Annotated in this window: 13 protein-coding genes; 6 read left to right on the forward strand and 7 right to left on the reverse strand. The window is 72.4% G+C overall.

The window, feature by feature from the left end; genetic code table 11:
- Positions 1-166: 166 nt before the first annotated feature.
- The 4 genes from ACFVH5_RS22065 to ACFVH5_RS22080 form a co-directional block, all read right to left on the reverse strand.
- Positions 167-5,578: a hypothetical protein gene (locus ACFVH5_RS22065; RefSeq protein WP_385835316.1), complete on the reverse strand. Its 5,412-nt coding sequence runs from the start codon at positions 5,576-5,578 to the stop codon at positions 167-169.
- Positions 5,579-5,763: 185 nt separating this feature from the next.
- Entirely contained in the window at positions 5,764-7,788 is a 2,025-nt protein-coding gene (locus ACFVH5_RS22070) for an ATP-binding protein (RefSeq protein ID WP_385835317.1), read from the reverse strand.
- Positions 7,785-8,498 carry a DUF4255 domain-containing protein gene (locus ACFVH5_RS22075; RefSeq protein ID WP_385835318.1) on the reverse strand — a complete coding sequence of 238 codons (714 nt, stop codon included), beginning with the start codon at positions 8,496-8,498 and terminating at the stop codon, positions 7,785-7,787. Before ACFVH5_RS22075 ends, ACFVH5_RS22070 begins: the two co-directional genes overlap by 4 nt.
- Positions 8,499-8,742: 244 nt before the next feature.
- The gene (locus tag ACFVH5_RS22080; protein WP_107018048.1) at positions 8,743-9,411 is read right to left on the reverse strand and encodes a response regulator transcription factor; all 669 of its coding nucleotides are present in this window, start codon (positions 9,409-9,411) and stop codon (positions 8,743-8,745) included.
- A 242-nt stretch (positions 9,412-9,653) separates the two neighbouring features.
- On the opposite strand from ACFVH5_RS22080, the gene ACFVH5_RS22085 reads away from it, so the two are divergent.
- The gene (locus tag ACFVH5_RS22085; protein ID WP_385835319.1) at positions 9,654-12,899 is read left to right on the forward strand and encodes an AAA family ATPase; all 3,246 of its coding nucleotides are present in this window, start codon (positions 9,654-9,656) and stop codon (positions 12,897-12,899) included.
- A gap of 68 nt (positions 12,900-12,967) precedes the next feature.
- On the forward strand, positions 12,968-13,492 hold the full coding sequence (locus ACFVH5_RS22090) for a GNAT family N-acetyltransferase (protein WP_385835320.1): 525 nt from the start codon (positions 12,968-12,970) through the stop codon (positions 13,490-13,492).
- 287 nt (positions 13,493-13,779) lie between these two features.
- Here the strand turns inward: ACFVH5_RS22090 and ACFVH5_RS22095 are convergent, their stop codons facing one another.
- On the reverse strand, positions 13,780-16,068 hold the full coding sequence (locus tag ACFVH5_RS22095) for a heterodisulfide reductase-related iron-sulfur binding cluster (protein ID WP_385835321.1): 2,289 nt from the start codon (positions 16,066-16,068) through the stop codon (positions 13,780-13,782).
- Positions 16,069-16,651: 583 nt separating this feature from the next.
- On the opposite strand from ACFVH5_RS22095, the gene dnaK reads away from it, so the two are divergent.
- From dnaK to ACFVH5_RS22115, 4 genes are all read left to right on the forward strand, one after another.
- Positions 16,652-18,517 carry a molecular chaperone DnaK gene (gene dnaK / locus ACFVH5_RS22100; RefSeq protein WP_384805924.1) on the forward strand — a complete coding sequence of 622 codons (1,866 nt, stop codon included), beginning with the start codon at positions 16,652-16,654 and terminating at the stop codon, positions 18,515-18,517.
- Complete coding sequence (grpE, locus tag ACFVH5_RS22105; protein ID WP_384805922.1) at positions 18,514-19,197, forward strand: nucleotide exchange factor GrpE; 684 nt, start codon at positions 18,514-18,516, stop codon at positions 19,195-19,197. The genes dnaK and grpE overlap by 4 nt, the downstream gene beginning before the upstream one ends.
- An 87-nt stretch (positions 19,198-19,284) precedes the next feature.
- Positions 19,285-20,487 carry a molecular chaperone DnaJ gene (gene dnaJ / locus ACFVH5_RS22110; RefSeq protein WP_385835322.1) on the forward strand — a complete coding sequence of 401 codons (1,203 nt, stop codon included), beginning with the start codon at positions 19,285-19,287 and terminating at the stop codon, positions 20,485-20,487.
- A gap of 7 nt (positions 20,488-20,494) precedes the next feature.
- Positions 20,495-20,968 carry a heat shock protein transcriptional repressor HspR gene (locus ACFVH5_RS22115; protein ID WP_385835323.1) on the forward strand — a complete coding sequence of 158 codons (474 nt, stop codon included), beginning with the start codon at positions 20,495-20,497 and terminating at the stop codon, positions 20,966-20,968.
- Positions 20,969-21,051: 83 nt separating this feature from the next.
- Here ACFVH5_RS22115 and ACFVH5_RS22120 read toward each other — a convergent pair whose 3' ends face one another.
- Positions 21,052-21,780: a class I SAM-dependent methyltransferase gene (locus ACFVH5_RS22120; protein WP_385835324.1), complete on the reverse strand. Its 729-nt coding sequence runs from the start codon at positions 21,778-21,780 to the stop codon at positions 21,052-21,054.
- Complete coding sequence (locus tag ACFVH5_RS22125; RefSeq protein WP_385835325.1) at positions 21,773-21,967, reverse strand: DUF397 domain-containing protein; 195 nt, start codon at positions 21,965-21,967, stop codon at positions 21,773-21,775. The genes ACFVH5_RS22120 and ACFVH5_RS22125 overlap by 8 nt, the downstream gene beginning before the upstream one ends.
- Between the last annotated feature and the right edge of the window lie 4 nt (positions 21,968-21,971).

Consider the following 21,971-nt stretch of genomic DNA (forward strand, 5'->3'; position numbering starts at 1 on the left):
GGTTCTTGTTCAGGTTGTGGCGGGCAGCGTGCGCCCGGGGGGGGGGTGCCCTCATGTATTGCGCTGTTCCCCGGGCCCCTTCAGGGGCGCGGGGAACTGCGCAATCTTTTGTCTTTGAGGGGCGCGGGGAACTGCGCGGCCCACCCCCACCGGGGTGCAGATCCGATCAAGCCGTTGCGGCCGCGTTCGCCTTCTTTTCGGTCAAGTGAGCCTGCGGGTCCGCCAGTTTGGACGCGTTGGCCGGGTCCCGGAGCATGCGGCGGACCGCCGGCGCCGGCATCCGGACCACCACCGGCCGCGGGAGCGTGAACTCCCGTACGCCGACCGACCGCCGCCCACCGGGCCCGCGTTCCGAGACCCGTGCCACCACCCGCACGTCGAGCGTGAACTGCACCAGCACCGACTCGGACTTCGGCTTGTGCAGAGGCATCGACCCGGCCGCGTTCGCATGCGTGTCGGTCGCGCTGCCGGCCCCGTCGACGTTGCCGAGCAGCTGGTTCATCCGGAACTCCGTGGCGTTCAGCACCCCCGCCCCGACGATCCCCCGCGCGGACTTCGCATGCTCGGCCGACTGCTGGCTGTCCACCCCGGTGGGCCGCGGCGCGTCCAGTCCGCTCTGCGCCACGGTCTCGAACGTCATCTTGTCGCCGACCCCCAGCACCCGCCCGCCGCGCAGCCGCGCATGCAGCGAGGTACGCAGGTCCTGGCCCCGCAGCCCGCTCGCGTGCACGGGCGGCAGGTCCACCCCCGCGGAGGTCAGCAGCGGCAGCGCCGAGATGAGCCATTCCGTGGACACCGCCTCGCGCTGGACGTGGGCGGCGGCGTCGCCCTGCTTGCCGTACCGCTTGCTGCCGCCCGCCTCCCGTACCGTGTCGTCGATCAGTTTGCGGATGTCCGGCGCGCCCTGGAAGCCGTTGACCTGCGCCTCCATCGGCAGGGCCACCCCGCCGTCGTGCCAGGGCCCCATCCGGTCGGCTCGGGCGTCCTCACGGCCGGGCGGAGCCGGCCGCCCCGCACCCTGCTGCCCCTGCTGCCCTTGCTGCTGATCCTGCTGATCCTGCCGGACCGGCTGCAGCCGGTTCAGGGCCGTGAGGTCGTTCTGCAGGATGCGGTGGGTCAGCTGCTGGCCGCTCAGCTGCGCCAGCCCCAACCGGCCCTTGGAGGAGTGCAGTTCGAGCGACGCCGTGATCGGGACGTTCATGCGCACCGAGCGCGCCGAGGCCTCGGCGACGGTCTTGATCCCCAGCTGGGCACGGCCGACGGACGCGGTCTTCTTCGCGTCGCTGTGGCCGAGGCCGAGCCCCGCCGCGCCGCCGACGTTCTTCAGCTGGCCGCCGCCGTTCTCGGGCTTCGCGGCCCCGGCGAAGACGGCCTCGACCCCGCGCGCGTCCGCCTTCTCCCGGCCGTTCGCCCGCTGCGCCGAGGCCGAGGTGATGTACTCCATGTCCCCGGGGCCCTGGTCCAGCGTCTCGGCCTGGGTGCCCGGCCCGTTGCGGCTGACCTTGAACACCGCCCAGTACGGCGTCCTGCGCCCGTCCAGCAGTTCCACGGTGACGCCGCCGTCCATGGCGCCGGAGAGCAGCCCGGCGGCCCCGTCCTTGTCGAGGATCCGCAGCAACCGCTGCACGTTGTCGTTGCGGTCCTTGAGCTGCTGCCTGGGCAGCAGGTTCTCGGCCAGGCTCTTGTCCCGGCGGCCGAGGCTGCCGCGGAGCTGTTCCAGGAGGGGGACGAAGTCGGGCAGGTTCTCGATGGCGCCGAAGCCGAGGGGGAGGTCCCGGGACAGTTGGGGCTGCGGGGCCGGGGCGCCGCTCTCCCGGCCGCCCTGCTCGTCCCGCCCGTCACCGGCAGCCACCTTCCCCGCGGCCTTCCCGGCGGCCTTGTCCGCCCCCTTCTCCTGCGCCTTCTCCTGAGTCTTCGCCTTCGCCGCCGATTTCTCCGGTGCCTCCTCCGCCGTCCTCTCGCCCGGTACGCGCAGCTTCGACGCCCTCAGCTGGTCCGCGGTGAGCCACACGGCCGCCGCCCCCGGCAGGGTCCGCTCGGACTTCGACACGTACGGGCCGCCGCCGGTGACCCCGACCTCGGCGACCATCCGGACCACCAGATCGCAGTGGACCAGATAGAGGGGCTGGGTGCGTGAGGTGTGGGCGTTGCGCTCGACCGTGCCGGCCAGCGTCGACGCCGTGGACGAGCCCTCGCTGAGGGTGCGGCCCGCCGAGACGCCCTCACCGGCCCGCCATTCGGTGCCGTTCTGCATGCCCACGGCTCCGGCCTGCACCGATGTGCTCGTACTCTCGGACTCCTGCCCGGTGGCCTGGTGGCCGCCGAGGACGAAGCTCTCCGTGCCGGGCCCCGTGGCCCGGTGCACGACCTTCGGGTTGGCCAGCGCGAACCGCGTCCCCACCGCGCCGGTGAGCCCGGCGGTCCGGCGCGGGTAACGCAGGTTCTTCACGACCCAGCCGGAGGACACGGCCTGCCGCAGTGCCGCGGTGACGGCCTGCGGACTGAACCGCTCCTCGATGGCGAGCCGCGGCGCCAGACCCTCGGTGGCCAGGGCCTTGTCCTCGCGCAGTGTCCTGTTGCGGGCGGCGGCCCCGGCCAGCAGCTCGAACGCGAGGTCCCGGACGGGCTGCCCGTCGCCGAGGGTCTCCACCAGCGTCCAGTCCCGTACCCGCCGCGAGGCCATCGCCCGCGGTTCCATGCCCGCGAGGTCGCCGATGCCCTCGGCGGCGAAGGTCCGCCGCGGCGGCCCGTGCCCGGCCGTCCGGGCCGCGACGGAGGCGTCCAGCTTCTGCTTCTCGTCGGTGTCCATGGTGAACCCGGCCGGGGTGAGCAGGCGTACGTCCTGGTCCTCCAGCTCCACCGAGCCGATGTGCCTCGCCTCGGGCACGTCCCGGCCCGGCAGGCCCGGCGTCAGCGTGCGCTTGGCCTTGCGCTCGCGGGTCGTCATGGTGACGTCCACGTCGAGGTGCAGGGAACCGTCGAAGGCGGCGGCGTCCTCGGAGCCGTTGGTCAGGATGTCCGAGCGGGTCGTCGGGCCGCCCTGGCCGCGCCGCGCGCCGGTCTTCGTCCGGTCGGCCCGCACGGAGGCGTTCAGCGCGGAGGGGATGATCCGGAACTGGCCGAGCACCATGCCGCCCACCGACCGCGAACTGGCGCGCCCGCTCTGGACGTTGCTGGTGACACCGGCGTGGCTGCGGACGAGCCAGTCCTTGACGTCACCGGCGTACGTGGTGTTGTCGAGCCTGCCGGTGACCTTGATCTGCACGTCGTGCGCGTGCATCCGGGACTTGCGCCGCATCCGTACGCGGATACCGCTGGAGAGCAACTGGTCCTTGTTGACGGCCAGGTTGGTGTCCGACAGGACGGTCAGCAGCTCGCGGTAGTTGCCCCGCTGCGCCTCGGCCTCCTCCGGGCTCGTCTTCCCGGGCTCCCGTCCGGCGCCGAAGGCCGGCAGATACCCGGCCAGTTGCGGGTCGGTGGCGAACAGCCGCCGGACGCCCGAGAGCAGCGGGCCGGTGTCCAGCCGGCTGATCGCGACGCTCGATCCCATGGCCCCGAAGGGCAGATGGCGCTCGACGTCCGGTGCGGCCTCCTCGGACTCGGAGGCCGTGTCGGAGGCCCGCGCCTTGCCCTTGCCCTTTCCCAGGCCGGGGTCGGACTCGGAGCCCGTTCCCTTGGCGGGGGTGGCCTTCGGCTTCTTGACCATCTCGTCCGCGACGACGCCCGGCGGCAGCGGCAGACCGAGCACCTGGGCCTCGTCGGCCCGCAGGCTCAGCCACACGTTCATCGAGTGGGTCGCCGTCCGGTCGCCCATCCGGGCCCTCATCGCGGGCGAGAGCGGTCCGGTGCCCTCGACGGTGAGCACCACCGTGCCCTGGTAGAGCACCTTGTCGCCGCGGACCTCGGCGCCCTGGCGGCTGGAGACGGTCTGCTCGGACACGGTGAAGCGGGCGCTCTTCGCCCCGAAGGTCGGCATGGCCGTGGCGCGGACCGCCGCGGCGTTCGCCAGCACCCCGACCCCGATGGCGGGGCCCACACCGAACGTGCCGCCGCGTCCCTTGCCCGCGGTGTCCGTCACCGAGTGCTGCGCCTGCTGATGCGTACGCAGCTGCGTCTTGCCGATCTTCCAGGCGGGCGTCATCGAACCGATCGCGGCCCGCATCCGGTACGTACCCACCGCGCTGCCGTCCTTGGCGGTCAGATCCTCGCCGACGACCTCCTGGCGCAGCAGCCGGGGCATGTCCTCCAGGACGGTGGTGGTGGAGGTGGCGTCGTACAGCCGGGCGCGGCCGGGGGCGCCCGGCGAGGTCAGCGAGGGGTGCAGCACGGAACGGACCTTGTCGAACAGGCCGTTGCCGCCCTCGTGCGGGGCCGCGGTGTCGGTGACCGCGACCGGGGCCAGGCTGTCGGCCCGCGCGACCTTCCGTGCGGTGCGCGCGGACAGCCGTGCCGCCCGCGGTGGGGTACCGCCGGACGCGCCCGCGGCCGTGGAGGCGGGGACCAGGTGCTCGGTGGGGACGCGCAGGGTGAGCGTGCCCGTGCCGCTGAACGACTTCACCTCGGCGGTGTCCTGCTTCTTGATCCGTACGCCGTACCGGACCTGGCGGAGCAGTTCGACGGAGCCCTTGTCGCTGCGCAGGACGCGCGGTTCGGCCACGCTCTTCTGGGTGCGGGACTCCCGCGCGGACTGGAACGGCTGGGCGTTCGCCGTGACCGCGCCGCCGAGCCAGACGCCGGGCACGACCGGCGCGAGGCCGAAGGCCGTCAGACCGGCGCCGCGGCTCGCGGAGTTGCCCGCGGTGCGGCCCACCGTGGCCTGGGTGTTGTGCTGGACGTCCACCTTGGTGGCCGCGCCCTCGGCCTCCCGGGCCAGCGCGGCCCGCGCCGCCGCCCGGTCACCGGCCCGGCCGGCCGTCTTCGCGCGCGCCTTGAGGACCTCCGCGGAGACGAAGGTCTCGGGCCGGTCCTCGGGGGCGGGGGAGATGGTGACGGTGACGTCGTACCAGTCCTTGCCGTTCGGGCCCGCCACGGAGAAGGCGCGGCCCTGGCCGTAGAAGGTCTCCGGCCGGCCGGCCAGTTCCTCCTTGATCTCGGCGACGGTCCCGTCGGAGTGCCCGAGGGCGGTGGCCAGCGCGGTGCCCACGATCTCGTGGCCGGTCGGCTGCCGGGCGGTGGACAGCCCGGCCGCGGTCAGGTCCCGCAGATACGGCGGCAGGCCGAGCGGCTCCGGTTCGGGGGCGCTCTCCTCGCCCTCCGCGATGCTGGGCAGCACGGACCGCAGCCGGGTGGCGGGGGCGTGTTCGGGCAGTTCCTCGATGGACGACAGCCCGGCGGATCCGGGTGCCGGCGCGGTGCGCGAGGGGCCCGCGACGGTCCGCCCGGCCTCGCCGGGCGGGGTGCCGAGCAGCCGGGCCCGGTGCGGGTTCCTGCCGTGGAGTGCCCTGGACGCCGCCGCGTTCCCCGCGCTCTGCTGCAGCGCGAGCAGCGCGCGCGGTTCCGGGCCGCCGGGTACGGAGGACTTCGTCACCGTCCCGGGCGCCTTGCCCTGGTCGTTCGACGCCTGCCGCTGTCGGCGCACAGTGAGCCGTCCCCACCACGGGGGCACCCCCGCACGTCTGCCGTTCCGGATCCGTCCGAGAGGCAGCGTAACCACTGTGATGGGTGAGAAAGGGCAGGTCACATGGGGTGTCAGCTGATCGAGGTCCGCGGCTCACCGAGGGGTCGGCCGTAGTTCACCGGGGCGTCACACGAGCCCCAGTGCGCCTACCAGTTGCCCTCTCCGGGGACCAGCCGGCCCGCCTTGCGGTACTCGCGCTCGGCGCCCTCGCGCAGGTCCGCCGTCGTGACCGGGGCGCCGCGTCCGGCGGCGGCGTAGGCGGCGGTGACGACCGCGCTGCGGATCGAGCCGCCCGCCAGCTCGAAGGCCTCGGCGACCGCCGACGGGTCGGTGCCCTCCTCGCACGGCACCGCGGCGAGGCTGTGCCGCCACAGGGCGAGGCGCTGACCGGGGTCGGGGAACGGGAAGTCGATCACCAGGTCGAGGCGGCGGGTGAACGCCTCGTCGATGTTGGCGCGCAGGTTGGTGGTGAGCAGGGCGATGCCGTCGAAGGACTCCAGGCGCTGGAGCAGGTAGGCGCTCTCCATGTTGGCGTACTTGTCGTGGGAGTCCTTGACCTCGGAGCGCTTGCCGAAGACCGCGTCCGCCTCGTCGAAGAGCAGCACCGCGTCCGTGCGGTCGGCCTCGGTGAAGATCCGCTCCAGGTTCTTCTCGGTCTCGCCCACGAACTTGTCGACGATCGAGGAGAGCTGCACCACGTACAGGTCCAGGCCCAGTTCGGCGGCGACGACCTCGGCCGACAGGGTCTTGCCGGTGCCGGAGTCGCCCGCGAAGAGGCCGAGGACACCGCGGCCCCGGCCGCCGCCGGCGCTGAGCCGCCAGTCGCCGAGGACCTGGTCGCGGTGGCGGGCGCGCAGGGCCAGTTCGTGCAGCTGCACGAGGGGCTTGTCGGGCAGGACGAGGTCCTCCCAGCCCACGTCGGGCCTGATCCGCCGGGCATGCTGCTCGAGCCCGGAGGCGGACTGCTGCCGTGCGGCGAGCCGTAGATGCGCGGCGGTGACCGGGGTGCCGTCGAAGACGGCGAGGGTCTGGGCGGCCTGCGCGGCCCGCAGGATGCGGTCGCCGCCGAGCCGGTAGGGGGCCACCGTGGCGGCGAGGTCGAAGCCGGGCTCGTGCCGCAGGGCGGCCGACCAGACGTCCACGGCGCCGGCCCGCTGCCGGGGCGCGTCGAGGACCAGCGGGTCGTGCTCGCTCCACTGCGGGTCGTACGGCCGCGACCCGGTGAGCAGCACGGGCACCCCGGAGTGTGCCAGCGCCCGCACCAGCGAGCCGGGTTTCTCCGGCAGGGCGGACGCGACGACGGCGGCGTCGCGCAGCCGCGCCTCACGCAGGAGTTCGGGTACGCGGTCCTCGGGGCCCGTGAAGTGCAGGGCCTCGTACCCGGCGGTCCGCAGGGCTGCGGCGGCGCCGGCGAGCCCGTCGCCCTCGCGGTGTTCGCGCAGGTAGACGGTGAGGGGCGCGGTGCTGAGCCGGGCGGCCAGTTTGGCGGTGAACCCGTCGTCCTGGGAGGGCGCCGCGGTCGCCAGCGGGTGGACGTGGCCGACGAGCGCGGGGTCGAGGGTGTCGTCGCCGAGCAGGTGCGCGATGAGCCGGTCGGGTACGCGCAACGCCCGGCTGAGGAAGGGGCGTTCGGGATCCTCGACGCTCAGCAGGCCGAGCGCGGTCAGGGGCGCCGAGGGATGGAAACGCGCTCGTGCCCAGGCGAAGTACACGGGCAGCCCGCACAGGTCGAGGGCGAGCCCGGTGGTGGCCCGGCGCCTGCTGACGTCGTCGTTGAGGTACCCGTACAGCGACTCGAAGGAGCGCTCCAGGTCGGGGGCGAGGGCGATCAGCAGGATGCGCAGGTCCAGCTCGGTGAGCCCGAGCCGCACCGCGAGCTGTTCCAGCCGGTCGGCCCCGCCGCCCTCGTACGCCGGCCCGTCCCCGTCTGCGTCCCTGTCTGCGTCCGCGTCGCGGTCGCCCGGCTCGTCCTCGAAGGCGGAGGGGTACGAGGGCGTCGTGGGCCCCAGCAGGTGCCGTACGGCCTCGTCGGAGAGGTACAGGCCGCGCAGCGGATCGCCCGCCGTGGGATCCTGGGCGGTGCGCTCGTCGACCAACTCGCTCACGCGGTCGCGCAGTCGGGCCAGCCGGAACAGGAGCGTGTCGGACGTGAGCGGGGCGTGTGCGGTCACTTCTGCGGTTCTCCGGTGGTGTCGTGCCGGCCGGAGCCGTCGTGCTGGCCTGTGTCCGCGCGTGTCCCGCTGCCCAGGGGCGAGGACTTGAGGTGCCGTGGCCGGTGCCGGCGCTCCTCCGAACCCTCCAGCGAGCCGTCGATGCCGCGTATGCGCACGCCCGCGCCCTCCGTGACCGGGGGACCGGCGTCGTACTCGGGGTAGGCCGGGAAGGGCGCGGTGACGACGAGGTCCAGGGACGGCTTCAGCTCGCCGCCCATCGCGGACCAGATCTCGGCCAGCGACCGGGACTCGGTGTGCAGCCCGGCCACCGTGAGCGGGATCGACATGCCCAGCGCGCCGAGCGGGCCCGGCAGTTCGCTCGCGGGCATCAGCTCGTGGGGCAGCAGGGTCGCCAACGCCGCGGAGAGCAGCCGGTGTTCGTCCAGCGGCTGCTTCGTCCACGCGGTGACCAGGTACGACAGCCGGAACCAGCGGGGCGGCTGACGGCGGCGCACGACGATGTCGCGGTCGTCGCGCACGGCGGTGTGGCCGCGCTGGCGCCGGGAGACGTCCTCGCGGATGTCGTACAAGTACGTGTTGATGGTCGGCGCGTTGCGCCGGGCCGCCCAGTCGCGGGTCGGGGCCTCGAAGGAGACGTCGATGCCGGACCCGGCCAGCGCACCGCCCCCGAGCAGCCGCTTGAGGACCTCGTCCACCTCGTGGATCACCGTCGCGCTCCCGCCCTGCCGTGCCGTGCCCTGCCGTACCGCCACCGATGCCGGCGCGGCTGTTCCGCGGCGACACCGCAACCGCTGTCGTGGACCGCTGTTGTCACCGATTGACCGCTGTCGTGACCGACGACCGCTGTCGTAACCGATCGTGCCTCCGAAGGCTCCGTCTCCGCAGGCACGGCGGGGACGACAGGCGGGCACAGAGTGCTGCCCCCATGTCCGTCCACGGCTGCCCGTTCGATCAGATGTAGCCTTCGCGGAGGGCATGTGCCACCGCATGCGCCCGGTTGCGCAGATGCAGCCGGGTGGTGAGCCCGTGCATCACGTTCTTGACGGTCCGTTCGGAGTAGGACAGCTTGCTGGCGATCTCCCCGGTGTCGAGCCCCTCGGCGACGAGCCTCAGCACGTCCACCTCACGCGGTGCGAGCCCCGAGGAAGGGGCCCCGGGATGGCTGCTCGCCGTGCGGTGCAGCGAACCCACCTGGCTGATCAGCCGGCCGAGCAGGTCGGCGGGCAGATCGCCGTCGCCCCGGGAGGCCGCGACGACCGCCTGCACCAGCCGGTGCGCGGTGGCCTCGTGGCGCCACACGATGGCGCCGACCCCGCACTCGATGACATCGAGCAGCTCGGTCTCGCGGATCATGCTCACCACGAGGACGGCACGGGCACCCTCGCTGCGCACCAGTCTGCGCAGCCGGGACAGCGCGGCCTCGTCCAGCGTCTCGCTGATCAACAGGGCGACGGTGTCAGGGCCGGTCTCGGTCTCCTCGCGGAGGTCGATCACCGGGTGCTGCCGCAGTTGGCTGAGCGCTCCCTCCCGGGTGATCGGGTCCGAGGCGTGTACCGCCACCGGTATTCGGGACTCGGGCTCTGCCGTGCCCGGAGCCGCGGTCCCAAATGAGCTGCGCAACGGACTCCCCTATGTTCACGAGCCCGTCACCTCTGTGGCGTCCGTGACGGGCGTGCGGTCTTCACACTTCTGGGGGCCGTGTGTCCGGCGCAATCGTGGAGCACCACGAGACACACCACGAGATCGGAAACCGAATCGGAAACGACGTTGCATAAATGACAGTGGGTCATCTCAGGCAACGGGAACCGCCCGTTCCGCCGTCCCACTCAGTGGGCCGCACCACGGCCGCGAGGGAGGCAGGGATGTACGTACCACTGCTTGAGCGTCGTCAAACCCTGGAACTGGTGGCCGCCGAGGCCGCGCGCGCCCGCGCCGGGACCGGCCGTCTGGTGCTGCTGCGGGGTGCCACCGGTACGGGCCGTTCCGCGCTCCTCGAAGCCGCCGCCGAACAGGCGGAGTCGGCCGGGATGCGGGTGCTGCGGGCCCGCTGCTCACCCGACGACACGGCTCTTCCCTTCTCGGCCGTACGTCAACTGCTGGGCCCGAACGCGGAGTTCGCCGAGGCCCGCGAGGTGCCGGACGAACGGGCCCGGGGGGCCTGGCTGTGGCGGCTGCTGCGGTCGTTCACGACCGGGCCGCCGCTCCTGGTGACCGTGGACGACGTCCACCTCGCGGACGACGCCTCGCGGCGCTGGCTCGTCGACGCGGCCCGACGGGTCGACCGTTTACCGGTGTTGCTCGTGGCGACCGAGCGCAGCCAGTACGACATCGACGCACCGTCGGCGGGCCTCGCCCACACGCTCTCCCCCGCCCTGGTGCGCACGCTCACTCTGTCTCCGCTCGGGGTCGACTCCACGACCCAACTGGTCCGTTCGGACTTCGGCACGGTCCCGCGGTCGTGGGTGGAGGACTGCGTACGGGCGGGCGCGGGCAGCCCGCTGCTGCTGCGCGCCCTGCTGGACGACCTGCGCGGCACTCTTCCGGCCACGGTGCCGAAGGCGAGCGCCGCGCTGTACCCGGGCGCGTACCAGGCCGCGGTCTCCTGGTGGCTGGACAGCGCGGGCCCCGCCACGACGGAGGTGGCCCGAACCCTGGCCACCCTGGACACCGCGTTGCCGGGCCGACCTCCTCGGACGCGGTTCGACACACCGAACGGCGGGACGGCCGACGCCGGTTCCCCGGACGGGGCACGGGGGCACGGGGGCGATGCCTCGGCTGGTGTTTCTGTTCCCGCCGACGCGGATTCCGGTGCCGGAGGCGCAGGGGCGGACGCGCCCGCCGCGAGCCGGTCCGGCACCGGTGCGGGCTTCCCGGAAGCGGGCGACTCCGCCCACGGAGACCCGTCGGAGGACGGCCGGGCCCGGCCTTCGGAGGCGGCCCGACCCTCCGTCAACGGCTCCCTCGTCAACGGCTCTTCCCACGAGGGGCCTCGCGCTGACGGCTCCTCGAGCGCCGCCCCCTCGGAGAGCGACGAGGCCCCGGACGCCACGGCTCTCGGCGACCCGGTCCCGGGCGCGGCAGCTGCCGGCGCTCCGCCCGCAGGCACCCCAACCCCAGGCGACCCCGCCCCAGGCACCCCCGTGCCCGGCGACCCGCCCCCGGACGACGCCGCCACGCACGAGCTCGCCGAACTGCTCGGGGAAGTCACCGACGCCGACCCCGCCCGGGTCGTGGGGTGGCTGACCGCCATGACGCGACTGGGGGTGCTGCGGGTCGGGGACGACGGGCGGCCCCGCTATGCCCATCCCCTGTTGCGGGACGCGGTGCTGAGCGGCTGGCCCGCGGCCCGGCGCCGCGCCGCGCACCGCAGGGCCGCCGAGGTCATGCTGCGGCGCGGCGAGCGCGCCGAGATCGTGGCGGGCCAGTTGCTGCGGGCCGACGCCGTCGGCGAGCCCTGGGTCACCGGCGTCCTGCTGGACGCCTCCGCCGTCGCCGTCCACGACGGCCGCACCGCCGACGCCCTCCCCTACCTGCGCCGCGCCCTGGACGAACCCCTCCCCGACGACCACCGGCAGCGGCTCCTCACCGAACTCGGCTCCCTGGAGTACGCCACCGTCCGTGCCTCGGCCGGCATACCCCGTCTCGCCGAAGCGGTACGCCTGCCCGGCGTCCCGCAGGACCGGGTGCGCGCGGCCGTCGCCCTGGGCACGGCACTGGCCGGCCGGGGCGAGGCACGCGCCGCCGTCGACGTCCTGCGGTCACTGGACTCCCAGCTCACGGGCCACCCCGACCTGGCCCGCACCGTGCAGATCGCCTCCGCGCTGCTCTCCGACCAGGACCACGAGATCAGGCAGGAGGTCTACCGCTGGCTGCGGGAGAGCGCCGGCCGCTCACCGCGCCTGGTCGGCACCGCGGGCCAGGCCCTGCTCGTACGGTACGAGGCCACGGCGGGCCTGCTCCCGGCGGACGCCGCCATGAAACGCGTACGAGCCCTCCTCGCGGAGCCCGTCGAACCGCTCGCGGAGCCCTTCCTGCTGGGAACGGCCGCCGCCGTCGCCCAGTGGGCCGACGAACTCGAAGAGGCCGAACGGCTCGTCGGACGCGGTCTGGCCCGGCAGCGCCCGTCGCTGCTGCACCCGATGCACCGCGCCCTGCTGAACGTCCGCGCCGACATCGCCGCCGCCCGCGGCGACTACGCGCGCCTGCTCTCCGGCCCCGAGGCCCGCCCGTCGCCCGGCTCCCGGCTGGGCCCCGGCAACGGCCAGGCCCACGCCGTGGTCGCGCTCGTCGAGACCGGCCGGGTGGTGGAGGCCCGCCGCCTCGCGGGCGGCTTCGACCTGCGGGAGGCGAAGGACTCCTGGGAGGTGAACCGGTTCCTGTACGCCCGGGGAGTGCTGCGGGCCGCCGGCGGAGACCCGGCGGGCGCCCTCGACGACTTCCTCGAATGCGGACGCCGCCAGTCGGCGCGCGACGTGGTGAGCCCGGTCGTCACCCCCTGGCGGACCGCCTCGGCGGAGTGCCGGCTGGAGCTCGGCCGCCCCCGGGAGGCGCTGGAACTGGCCGAGGAGGAACTGCGCCTGGCCCAGGTGTGGAACACCCCGCGGCCGGTGGGCCGCGCCCTGCGGGTCCTCGGCATGGCGACCGGCGGCCGGCGCGGCCTGGAACTCGCCGACCGGTCCGTACGCGTACTGAGGGACGCCTCCGCGGACGTCCCGCTCGACACGGAACTGATCCCCGCGCTGATCGCACAGGGCCGCCAGCTCACCGCCGCCGGGGACCGGGCCCGCGCCCGCGACTGCCTGCGGGAGGCGGCCGAACGCGCCGAACGGCTGGGCGCCGTACGGCTGCGGGCCACCGCCGAGCAGGCCCTGCGCGAGGGCGGCGCCCGCCGCACCGCGACGGCGCTCACCGGCTCGGGCGCGCTCACCGGCAGCGAACGCCGGATAGCCGAGCTGGCCGCCGACGGCCGGACGAACACGGAGATCGCGGAACTGCTGCACCTCGCGCGCCGCACCGTGGAGACCCATCTGACCAGCACCTACCGCAAGCTGGGCATCCGCCGCCGGGGCGAACTGACGACCGCGCTCGGCGGCCGGCGGGGCGGCTGACGGCAGGGGCGCCCGCGCGGCCGGATATCTCTTTGCGGTGCCCCGCCCCCGCCTCCCACACTGACCCGGTGCTGACACGACGTGAGACCCCCGCCGACGTATCCGCCGCACGTGCCGTGATCGCGGCGGCCTTCGCCGGGCCGGACACCCCGGACCCGGTGGAGGCGACCCTGCTCGACGCACTGCGCGCCTGCGAGGGCTGGCTGCCCGAGCTGTCGTACGTGGCGATCGACAACGGGGGCGAGCGGGACGAGGTCGTCGGACACGTCGTCTGCACGCGCGGACACATCGACGGCGTACCGGCCCTGGGACTCGGCCCGATCGGCGTGCGCCCCGACGCGCAGGGCCTCGGCACCGGCCTCGCCCTGATGCACGCGGTGCTCGGCGCGGCGGACGCCCTCGGCGAACCGCTCGTCGCCCTGCTCGGCAGCCCCGCCTACTACGGCCGCTTCGGCTTCCGCCCCGGCACCGACCTGGGCATCCTGCCGCCCGACCCGGCCTGGGGCCCGTACTTCCAGGTCCGCACCCTGACGACGTACGCCCCGAACCTGCGCGGCACGTTCAAATACGCGAAACCGTTCGAAGACATCTGACCGACGGCCCGCCGCTTCGACCGGCAACACGCTTTCAGGCCCACGAAACCGCCCGACGACATCTGACCGACGGCGCGCCGCTTTCAGGCCCGCGAAACCGTCCGCCGACATCTGACCGGCGGTGCGCCGCTTTCAGGCCCGCGAAACCGTCCGCCGACATCTGACCGGCGGTGCGCGGCTTTCAGGGGCGCGGGGAACTGCGCGAACGGCCCCCACCGGCGGGCGGCCGAAAACGAAACGAGCGGCCCCCCGCCACTTCCCGGCAGGGGACCGCTCGTCTCGAACCGCTACTTGACCGGTTCCGGCTGCGGCTCGCTCTCCGCCTCGGCCGCACCCGCCGGAGGCTCCTCCGGCAAGGTCCTGACCGAGTCGAGGAGCAGCTGGGCCACGTCCACGACCTGCACGGACTCCTTGGCCTTGCCGTCGTTCTTCTTGCCGTTGACCGAGTCGGTCAGCATGACGAGGCAGAACGGGCAGGCGGTCGAGACGATGTCCGGGTTGAGGGACAGCGCCTCATCCACACGCTCGTTGTTGATGCGCTTGCCGATCCGCTCCTCCATCCACATCCGCGCACCACCCGCACCGCAGCAGAAGCCGCGCTCCTTGTGGCGGTGCATCTCCTGCTGGCGCAGGCCGGGCACGGCGGACATGATCTCGCGCGGGGGCGTGTAGATCTTGTTGTGCCGGCCCAGGTAGCAGGGGTCGTGGTAGGTGATGAGGCCGTCGACCGGGGTCACCGGGACCAGCTTGCCCTCGTCGATCAGGTGCTGGAGCAGCTGGGTGTGGTGGATGACCTCGTAGTCGCCGCCGAGCTGCGGGTACTCGTTGCCGAGGGTGTTGAGGCAGTGCGGGCAGGTCGCGACGATCTTCTTCGCGGACTTCGGCTTCTTCGACTCCGCGGTGACCTTGCCGTCGTCGTCCGTCTCCTCGCCGAAGGCGGCGTTGAGGGACATGACGTTCTCCATGCCGAGTTCCTGGAACAGGGGCTCGTTGCCGAGGCGGCGGGCGGAGTCACCGGTGCACTTCTCGTCGCCGCCCATGATGGCGAACGTGACGCCCGCCATGTGCAGCAGCTCGGCGAAGGCCTTGGTGGTCTTCTTCGCCCGGTCCTCCAGGGCACCGGCGCAGCCGACCCAGTACAGGTACTCGACCTCGGCCAGATCCTCGATGTCCCGTCCGACGACCGGGATCTCGAAGTCGACCTCCTTGGTCCACTCCAGGCGCTGCTTCTTGGCGAGCCCCCAGGGGTTGCCCTTCTTCTCCAGGTTCTTGAGCATCGTCCCGGCCTCGGACGGGAACGCGCTCTCGATCATCACCTGGTAGCGGCGCATGTCGACGATGTGGTCGATGTGCTCGATGTCGACGGGGCACTGCTCGACGCAGGCGCCGCAGGTGGTGCAGGACCACAGGACGTCGGGGTCGATGACCCCGTTCTCCTCAAGGGTCCCGATGAGGGGCCGCTCGGCCTCGGCGAGGGCGGCGGCGGGCACGTCCGCGAGCTGCTCGGCGGTCGCCTTCTCGTTGCCCTCCATGTCCTTGCCGCCGCCTGCGAGCAGGTACGGGGCCTTGGCGTGCGCGTGGTCGCGCAGCGACATGATGAGCAGCTTCGGGGAGAGCGGCTTGCCGGTGTTCCAGGCGGGGCACTGCGACTGGCAGCGCCCGCACTCGGTGCACGTCGAGAAGTCGAGCAGGCCCTTCCAGGAGAACTGCTCCACCTGGCTGACACCGAAGACGTCGTCGTCACCGGGGTCGGTGAAGTCGATCGGCTGGCCGCCGGAGGTCATGGGCAGCAGCCCGCCCAGCGCGGTACCACCCTCCGCGTTCCGCTTGAACCAGATGTTCGGGAAGGCGAGGAAGCGGTGCCAGGCGACACCCATGTTGGTGTTGAGCGAGACGACGATCATCCACACGAAGGACGTGCCGATCTTGATCGTCGCGACGAGGTAGACCAGGTTCTGCAGGGTGCTCAGGCCGAGGCCCTTGAAGGCCAGGACCAGCGGGTACGAGGCGAAGTACGCGGCCTCGTAGCCCTCGACGTGGTGGATCGCGCCCTCCAGGCCGCGCAGCACGTAGATGGCGAGGCCGATGGTGAGGATGACGTACTCGACGAAGTAGGCCTGGCCCGACTTGGAGCCCGCGAACCGGGACTTGCGGCCGGCCCGGGAGGGCAGGCTCAGCAGCCGGATGGCCATCAGCACGGCGATGCCCAGGATCGTCATCACGCCGATGAACTCGATGTAGAGCTCGAACGGCAGGAACCCGCCGATGACCGGCAGCACCCAGTCGGCCTGGAAGAGCTGGCCGAAGGCCTGGACGAGGGTGGGCGGCAGGGTCAGGAAGCCGATGGCCACGAACCAGTGGGCGAAGCCGACGATGCCCCACCGGTTCATCCGGGTATGACCGAGGAATTCCTTCACCAGCGTGACGCTGCGCTGGTACGGGTTGTCGGTGCGGGTTCCGGCGGGGACCGGCTGGCCGAGCTTGAAGTACCGGACGAACTGGCCGATGGCGCGTGCGATGAGCGCGACGCCGACCACGGTCAGGACCAGCGACACGATGATCGCGGCGAGTTGCATTTCGGGGCTCCTCGGGCCTGCGAGGGTCATTACTGAGCGGTAGCTTACGCAGTCCTACGAGACTACCCATTCCTATGCCCGCACTGTAGTCAGCAGCACGGTGATCTGCGTCGCTGAGGCATACCTGGGTACGCGTGGCGGGGCGAAGCCCGTTGGGGTGCGGCCCAGCTTGTCTGTCGTCTGCGGGTCCGGTGGGGGCGGGCCGCGCAGTTCCCCGCGCCCCTAAAGATCAAAAGCAGGGGCGCAGCCCCGCTTTTCAGGGGCGCGGGGAACGGCGCGCTCAACCCCCACGCACCCGCACCCAACGACGGCGGGACGCGTTTTCAGGGGCGCGGGGAACGGCGCGAACGGCCCCCACCGGACCCGCACCCGACGACGGCGGGACGTTTTTCAAGGGGCGCGGGGAACTGCGCGGCCAGCCCCCACCGGGGCCGAAGGGTGGAGCGGACCGCAGGTCAGGGGGCAATGTGCGCGTAAGCAAGAGATAAGAGTTGAGCCCCCACGACTCACCTCTGTTGACCACGCGGCAAGCGTCATGCACACTTGAGTCCGTTCCACTCAAGTCATTGCTGGAGGAATTGAAATGGCACGTGCGGTCGGCATCGACCTGGGCACGACTAACTCCGTCGTCAGCGTTCTGGAGGGCGGTGAGCCCACCGTCATCACCAACGCCGAGGGCGCCAGGACCACGCCGTCCGTCGTCGCCTTCGCCAAGAACGGCGAGGTGCTCGTCGGCGAGGTCGCGAAGCGCCAGGCGGTCACGAACGTGGACCGGACCATCAGGTCGGTCAAGCGTCACATGGGCACGGACTGGAAGATCGAGCTCGACGGCAAGCACTTCAACCCGCAGCAGATGAGCGCCTTCATCCTGCAGAAGCTGAAGCGCGACGCCGAGGCGTACCTGGGCGAGAAGGTGGCCGACGCGGTCATCACCGTCCCGGCGTACTTCAACGACTCCGAGCGTCAGGCGACGAAGGAGGCCGGCGAGATCGCGGGCCTGAACGTCCTGCGCATCGTGAACGAGCCGACCGCCGCGGCCCTGGCGTACGGCCTCGACAAGGACGACCAGACGATCCTCGTCTTCGACCTCGGTGGCGGCACGTTCGACGTGTCCCTCCTGGAGATCGGTGACGGCGTCGTCGAGGTGAAGGCCACCAACGGTGACAACCACCTCGGTGGTGACGACTGGGACCAGCGGGTCGTCGACTACCTGGTGAAGCAGTTCGCGTCCGGCCACGGTGTGGACCTGGGCAAGGACAAGATGGCCCTCCAGCGTCTCCGTGAGGCCGCGGAGAAGGCCAAGATCGAGCTGTCCTCCTCCACGGAGACGTCGATCAACCTGCCGTACATCACGGCCTCCGCCGAGGGCCCGCTGCACCTGGACGAGAAGCTCACGCGCGCCCAGTTCCAGCAGCTCACGGCCGACCTGCTGGAGCGCTGCAAGACGCCGTTCCACAACGTCATCAAGGACGCCGGCATCCAGCTGAGCGAGATCGACCACGTCGTTCTCGTCGGTGGCTCCACCCGTATGCCCGCCGTGGCCGAGCTCGTCAAGGAGCTGACCGGCGGCCAGGACGCCAACAAGGGCGTCAACCCGGACGAGGTCGTCGCCATCGGCGCCGCCCTGCAGGCCGGTGTCCTCAAGGGTGAGGTCAAGGACGTCCTGCTCCTCGACGTGACCCCGCTGTCCCTCGGTATCGAGACCAAGGGAGGGATCATGACGAAGCTCATCGAGCGCAACACCACGATCCCGACCAAGCGGTCCGAGATCTTCACGACGGCCGAGGACAATCAGCCGTCCGTCCAGATCCAGGTCTACCAGGGCGAGCGCGAGATCGCGGCGTACAACAAGAAGCTCGGGATGTTCGAGCTGACCGGTCTGCCGCCGGCCCCGCGCGGAGTCCCGCAGATCGAGGTCGCGTTCGACATCGACGCCAACGGCATCATGCACGTGACCGCGAAGGACCTCGGCACGGGCAAGGAGCAGAAGATGACCGTCACCGGCGGCTCCTCGCTGCCGAAGGACGAGGTCGACCGCATGCGCCAGGAGGCCGAGCAGTACGCGGACGAGGACCACCGTCGCCGCGAGGCCGCCGAGGCCCGCAACCAGGGCGAGCAGCTCGTCTACCAGACGGAGAAGTTCCTCAAGGACAACGAGGACAAGGTCCCCGGCGACGTCAAGACCGAGGTCGAGACGAGTGTCGAGGAGCTGAAGGCCGCGCTCAAGGGCGAGGACACCGCCGAGATCCGTACGGCCACCGAGAAGGTCGCCGCCGTCTCCCAGAAGCTGGGCCAGGCGATGTACGCCGACGCGCAGGCTTCCCAGGGTGCCGCGGGCGCCGAGGCCCCGGGTGCCGGCCCGGACGCCGGTGCCAAGGCCGCCGACGACGACGTGGTCGACGCGGAGATCGTCGACGAGGACCGTGACCGCAAGGACGGTGCCGCGTGACGGAGGAGACCCCGGGCTTCGACGAGCAGCCCGACGTCCCCTCCGGCGCCACCCCTGAAGACGCCGAGCCGAAGGCCGCCCCCTCCTCCGCGGAGGACGGGGCGGCCCCGGCCGGGGACACGGCAGCAGCTCAGTCAGCAGCCCAGATCGCAGGCCTGACGGCCCAGCTGGACCAGGTGCGTACGGCGCTCAATGAACGTACGGCGGACGTCCAGCGGCTTCAGGCCGAGTACCAGAACTACCGCCGCCGGGTCGAGCGCGACCGGATCGCGGTCAAGGAACTCGCCATCGCGAGCCTCCTGACCGAGCTCCTGCCCGTGCTCGACGACATCGGCCGCGCGCGGGAACACGGCGAACTGCTCGGCGGTTTCAAGTCGGTGGCGGAGTCGCTGGAGACCGTCGCGGCCAAGATGGGCCTGCAGCAGTTCGGCAAGGAGGGCGAGCCCTTCGACCCGATGATCCACGAGGCCCTGATGCACTCGTACGCGCCGGACGTCACGGAGACGACGTGCGTGGCGATTCTGCAGCCGGGGTATCGCTTCGGCGAGCGCACCATCCGCCCCGCGCGGGTGGCGGTCGCCGAGCCGCAGCCGGGAGCGCAGCCCGCCAAGGGCGACGAGACGGATGCGGGGACCGCGGCGGCCGACGACAAGGAGAGCGGTGGCCCGGACGAGGGCTGACGTGAAACAGGGCGTACGCGCGCCCCTTTGCACGGAGAACGTCGAGCGCGTACGTGACGGTGGCGTACGGAAGGAGGGGCGTCGAGGATGAGCACCAAGGACTTCATCGAGAAGGACTACTACAAGGTCCTCGGCGTCCCCAAGGACGCCACCGAGGCCGAGATCAAGAAGGCGTACCGCAAGCTCGCCCGCGAGTTCCATCCGGACGCCAACAAGGGGAACGCCCGCGCCGAGGAGCGCTTCAAGGAGATCTCCGAGGCGAACGACATCCTCGGGGACCCCAAGAAGCGCAAGGAGTACGACGAGGCCCGCGCCCTCTTCGGCAACGGCGGCTTCCGTCCCGGCCCGGCCGGTTCGGGCGGCTCCTTCAACTTCGACCTGGGGGACCTCTTCGGAGGCGGCCCCCAGGGCGGAGCGGGCGGCGGCGGTCCGCAGGGCGGGGCCGGTGGCTTCGGCGGCGGCATAGGGGACGTCTTCGGCGGACTCTTCAACCGCGGCGGTGCGGGCCCCGGTGCCCGGACGCAGCCGCGGCGCGGCCAGGACATCGACACCGAGGTCACGCTCAGCTTCACGGAGGCGGTGGACGGCGCGACCGTCCCGCTGCGGATGACCTCGCAGTCACCCTGCAAGGCCTGTTCGGGCACCGGCGACAAGAACGGCACACCGCGCGTGTGCCCGACCTGCGTCGGCACCGGCCAGGTGGCGCGCGGTTCGGGCGGCGGGTTCTCGCTGACCGACCCGTGCCCCGACTGCAAGGGCCGCGGCCTGATCGCGGAGCACGCGTGCGCGGTCTGCAGCGGCTCGGGACGCGCCAAGTCGTCCCGGACCATGCAGGTCCGTATCCCCGCCGGGGTGTCGGACAGCCAGCGCATCCGGCTCCGCGGCAAGGGCGCGCCGGGCGAACGGGGCGGCCCGTCGGGCGACCTGTACGTCACGGTGCACGTGGACACGCACCCGGTCTTCGGCCGCAAGGGCGACAACCTCACCGTCACCGTGCCCGTCACCTTCACGGAGGCGGCACTGGGCGGCGAGGTCCGCGTGCCCACGCTCGGGGGGCCTCCGGTCACCCTGAAACTGCCGCCGGGCACGCCCAACGGCCGTACGATGCGGGCCCGCGGCAAGGGAGCGGTCCGCAAGGACGGCTCGCGCGGGGACCTGTTGGTCACCGTCGAGGTGAGTGTTCCGGCGGACCTGACGGGGAAGGCTCGTGACGCGCTGGAGGCGTATCGCGAGGCGACCGCGGAGGAGGATCCGCGGGCCGAGCTGTTCCAGGCCGCGAAGGGAGCATGAGGACATCATGGACGCACCCGGACGCCGTCGGCAGAACTCCTTCACCGGCAGGGCCTACGAGCTGACGGAAGAAACACCGGTGTACGTCATCTCGGTGGCCGCCCAGCTCTCCGGTCTGCACCCGCAGACGCTGCGTCAGTACGACCGCCTCGGCCTGGTCTCCCCGGACCGCACGGCCGGGCGCGGCCGGCGCTACTCGGCCCGCGACATCGAACTGCTGCGCACCGTCCAGCAGTTGTCGCAGGACGAGGGCATCAACCTCGCCGGCATCAAACGCATCATCGAGCTGGAGAACCAGGTCGCCGTACTCCAGTCCCGGGTCGCGGAACTGTCGTCGGCCCTGGAGGGCGCGGCGGCGACCATGCAGCAGCGCGAGGCCGCGGTGCACGCCTCGTACCGCCGCGACCTGGTCCCGTACCAGGAGGTCCAGCAGACGAGCGCGCTGGTGGTCTGGCGCCCCAAGCGCCCGCCGACGGACTGAGTCCGAGCGGGCGAGCAGCCATGTTGAGGGGCCCGGAGGTTCATCGCGAACCGCCGGGCCCCTCAGCCAACGGCGGCTGACCGTCAGCCCGGCCGCTGCGCGACGAAGACGAACTCCCGGCCGGGGCGGTCGGGTGCGTCGCGCACGTCCTTCACGGTGTAGCCCTGCCCGGTCAGATCCGCCCCGATCTCGTCGCGCTCGCGGAAACGCAGCGTCGAGTCCGAGGTCAGTACCTGTCCGTCCACGTCGAACACATAGGTACTGCGGAACGCCACCAACGGGCCGTCGACCCCGGTCAGTTCGGTCCAGCTCTCGACCGCGCCGACCCCAGGGATCTCCGTCACGCCGTACGAGGCCTCGCGGGTCCACTCCTCCCAGGCGCGCCGGGCCGGATCCCGGGTCTCGAAGACGAGATGCCCGCCGGGCCGCAGCGCTTCGTAGGCGCCTCGCAGGGTGCCGTGCCACGCCCGGTCGTCGACGATCTGCTGGGCCGCGTTGGCCGTCATGGTCGCCAGGTCGACGCGGAGGGGAGGCAGCGCGGTGGCGTCCCCGTGGATCCACCGAACCGTCTCGCCGCCGGGCTTGCCACGGGCGACATCGAGGGACGCCCGCGCCGGATCGACCCCGACGACCTCGATCCCGCGGCCGGCGAGCAGCAGCGCGAACACCCCGGTCCCGCACCCGATGTCGAGCACGCGCCGCGCCCCGAACTCCGCGGCGACACGGACGTACGCGTCGAGGTCGCCGCGATCAGGATCGAGCGGGTCGTAGACGGCGGCGAGGCGGGGGTGCGCGAAGTTCTCGTCAGCCATGGCCCTGCGCGCGGGCGCGGGCGTGGTGCAGAAGCCCGGCGAGACCCTGCGGGGCGGTGGCGAGGACGGTGTCGGGGGCGTCGCTCTCGCGGAGGCGGAGGGTGCCGTCGGGGGCGGTGGCTATGTATATGCACTCGCCCTGCGGCCCTCCGCTGAACGTCGACTTCTGCCAGATCAGTTCGGGCATCCGC

Source organism: Streptomyces sp. NPDC127119 (assembly GCF_042677425.1).
Lineage (GTDB): Bacteria > Actinomycetota > Actinomycetes > Streptomycetales > Streptomycetaceae > Streptomyces.

Bases quoted from the DNA above. Each gene is read 5' to 3' on its own strand.
- ACFVH5_RS22085 (WP_385835319.1), top strand. From the start codon at position 9,654: ATGTACGTACCACTGCTTGAGCGTCGTCAAACCCTGGAACTGGTGGCC.
- ACFVH5_RS22095 (WP_385835321.1), bottom strand. From the start codon at position 16,068: ATGCAACTCGCCGCGATCATCGTGTCGCTGGTCCTGACCGTGGTCGGC.
- dnaK (WP_384805924.1), top strand. From the start codon at position 16,652: ATGGCACGTGCGGTCGGCATCGACCTGGGCACGACTAACTCCGTCGTC.
- dnaJ (WP_385835322.1), top strand. From the start codon at position 19,285: ATGAGCACCAAGGACTTCATCGAGAAGGACTACTACAAGGTCCTCGGC.
- ACFVH5_RS22115 (WP_385835323.1), top strand. From the start codon at position 20,495: ATGGACGCACCCGGACGCCGTCGGCAGAACTCCTTCACCGGCAGGGCC.
- ACFVH5_RS22120 (WP_385835324.1), bottom strand. From the start codon at position 21,780: ATGGCTGACGAGAACTTCGCGCACCCCCGCCTCGCCGCCGTCTACGAC.
- ACFVH5_RS22125 (WP_385835325.1), bottom strand. From the start codon at position 21,967: ATGCCCGAACTGATCTGGCAGAAGTCGACGTTCAGCGGAGGGCCGCAG.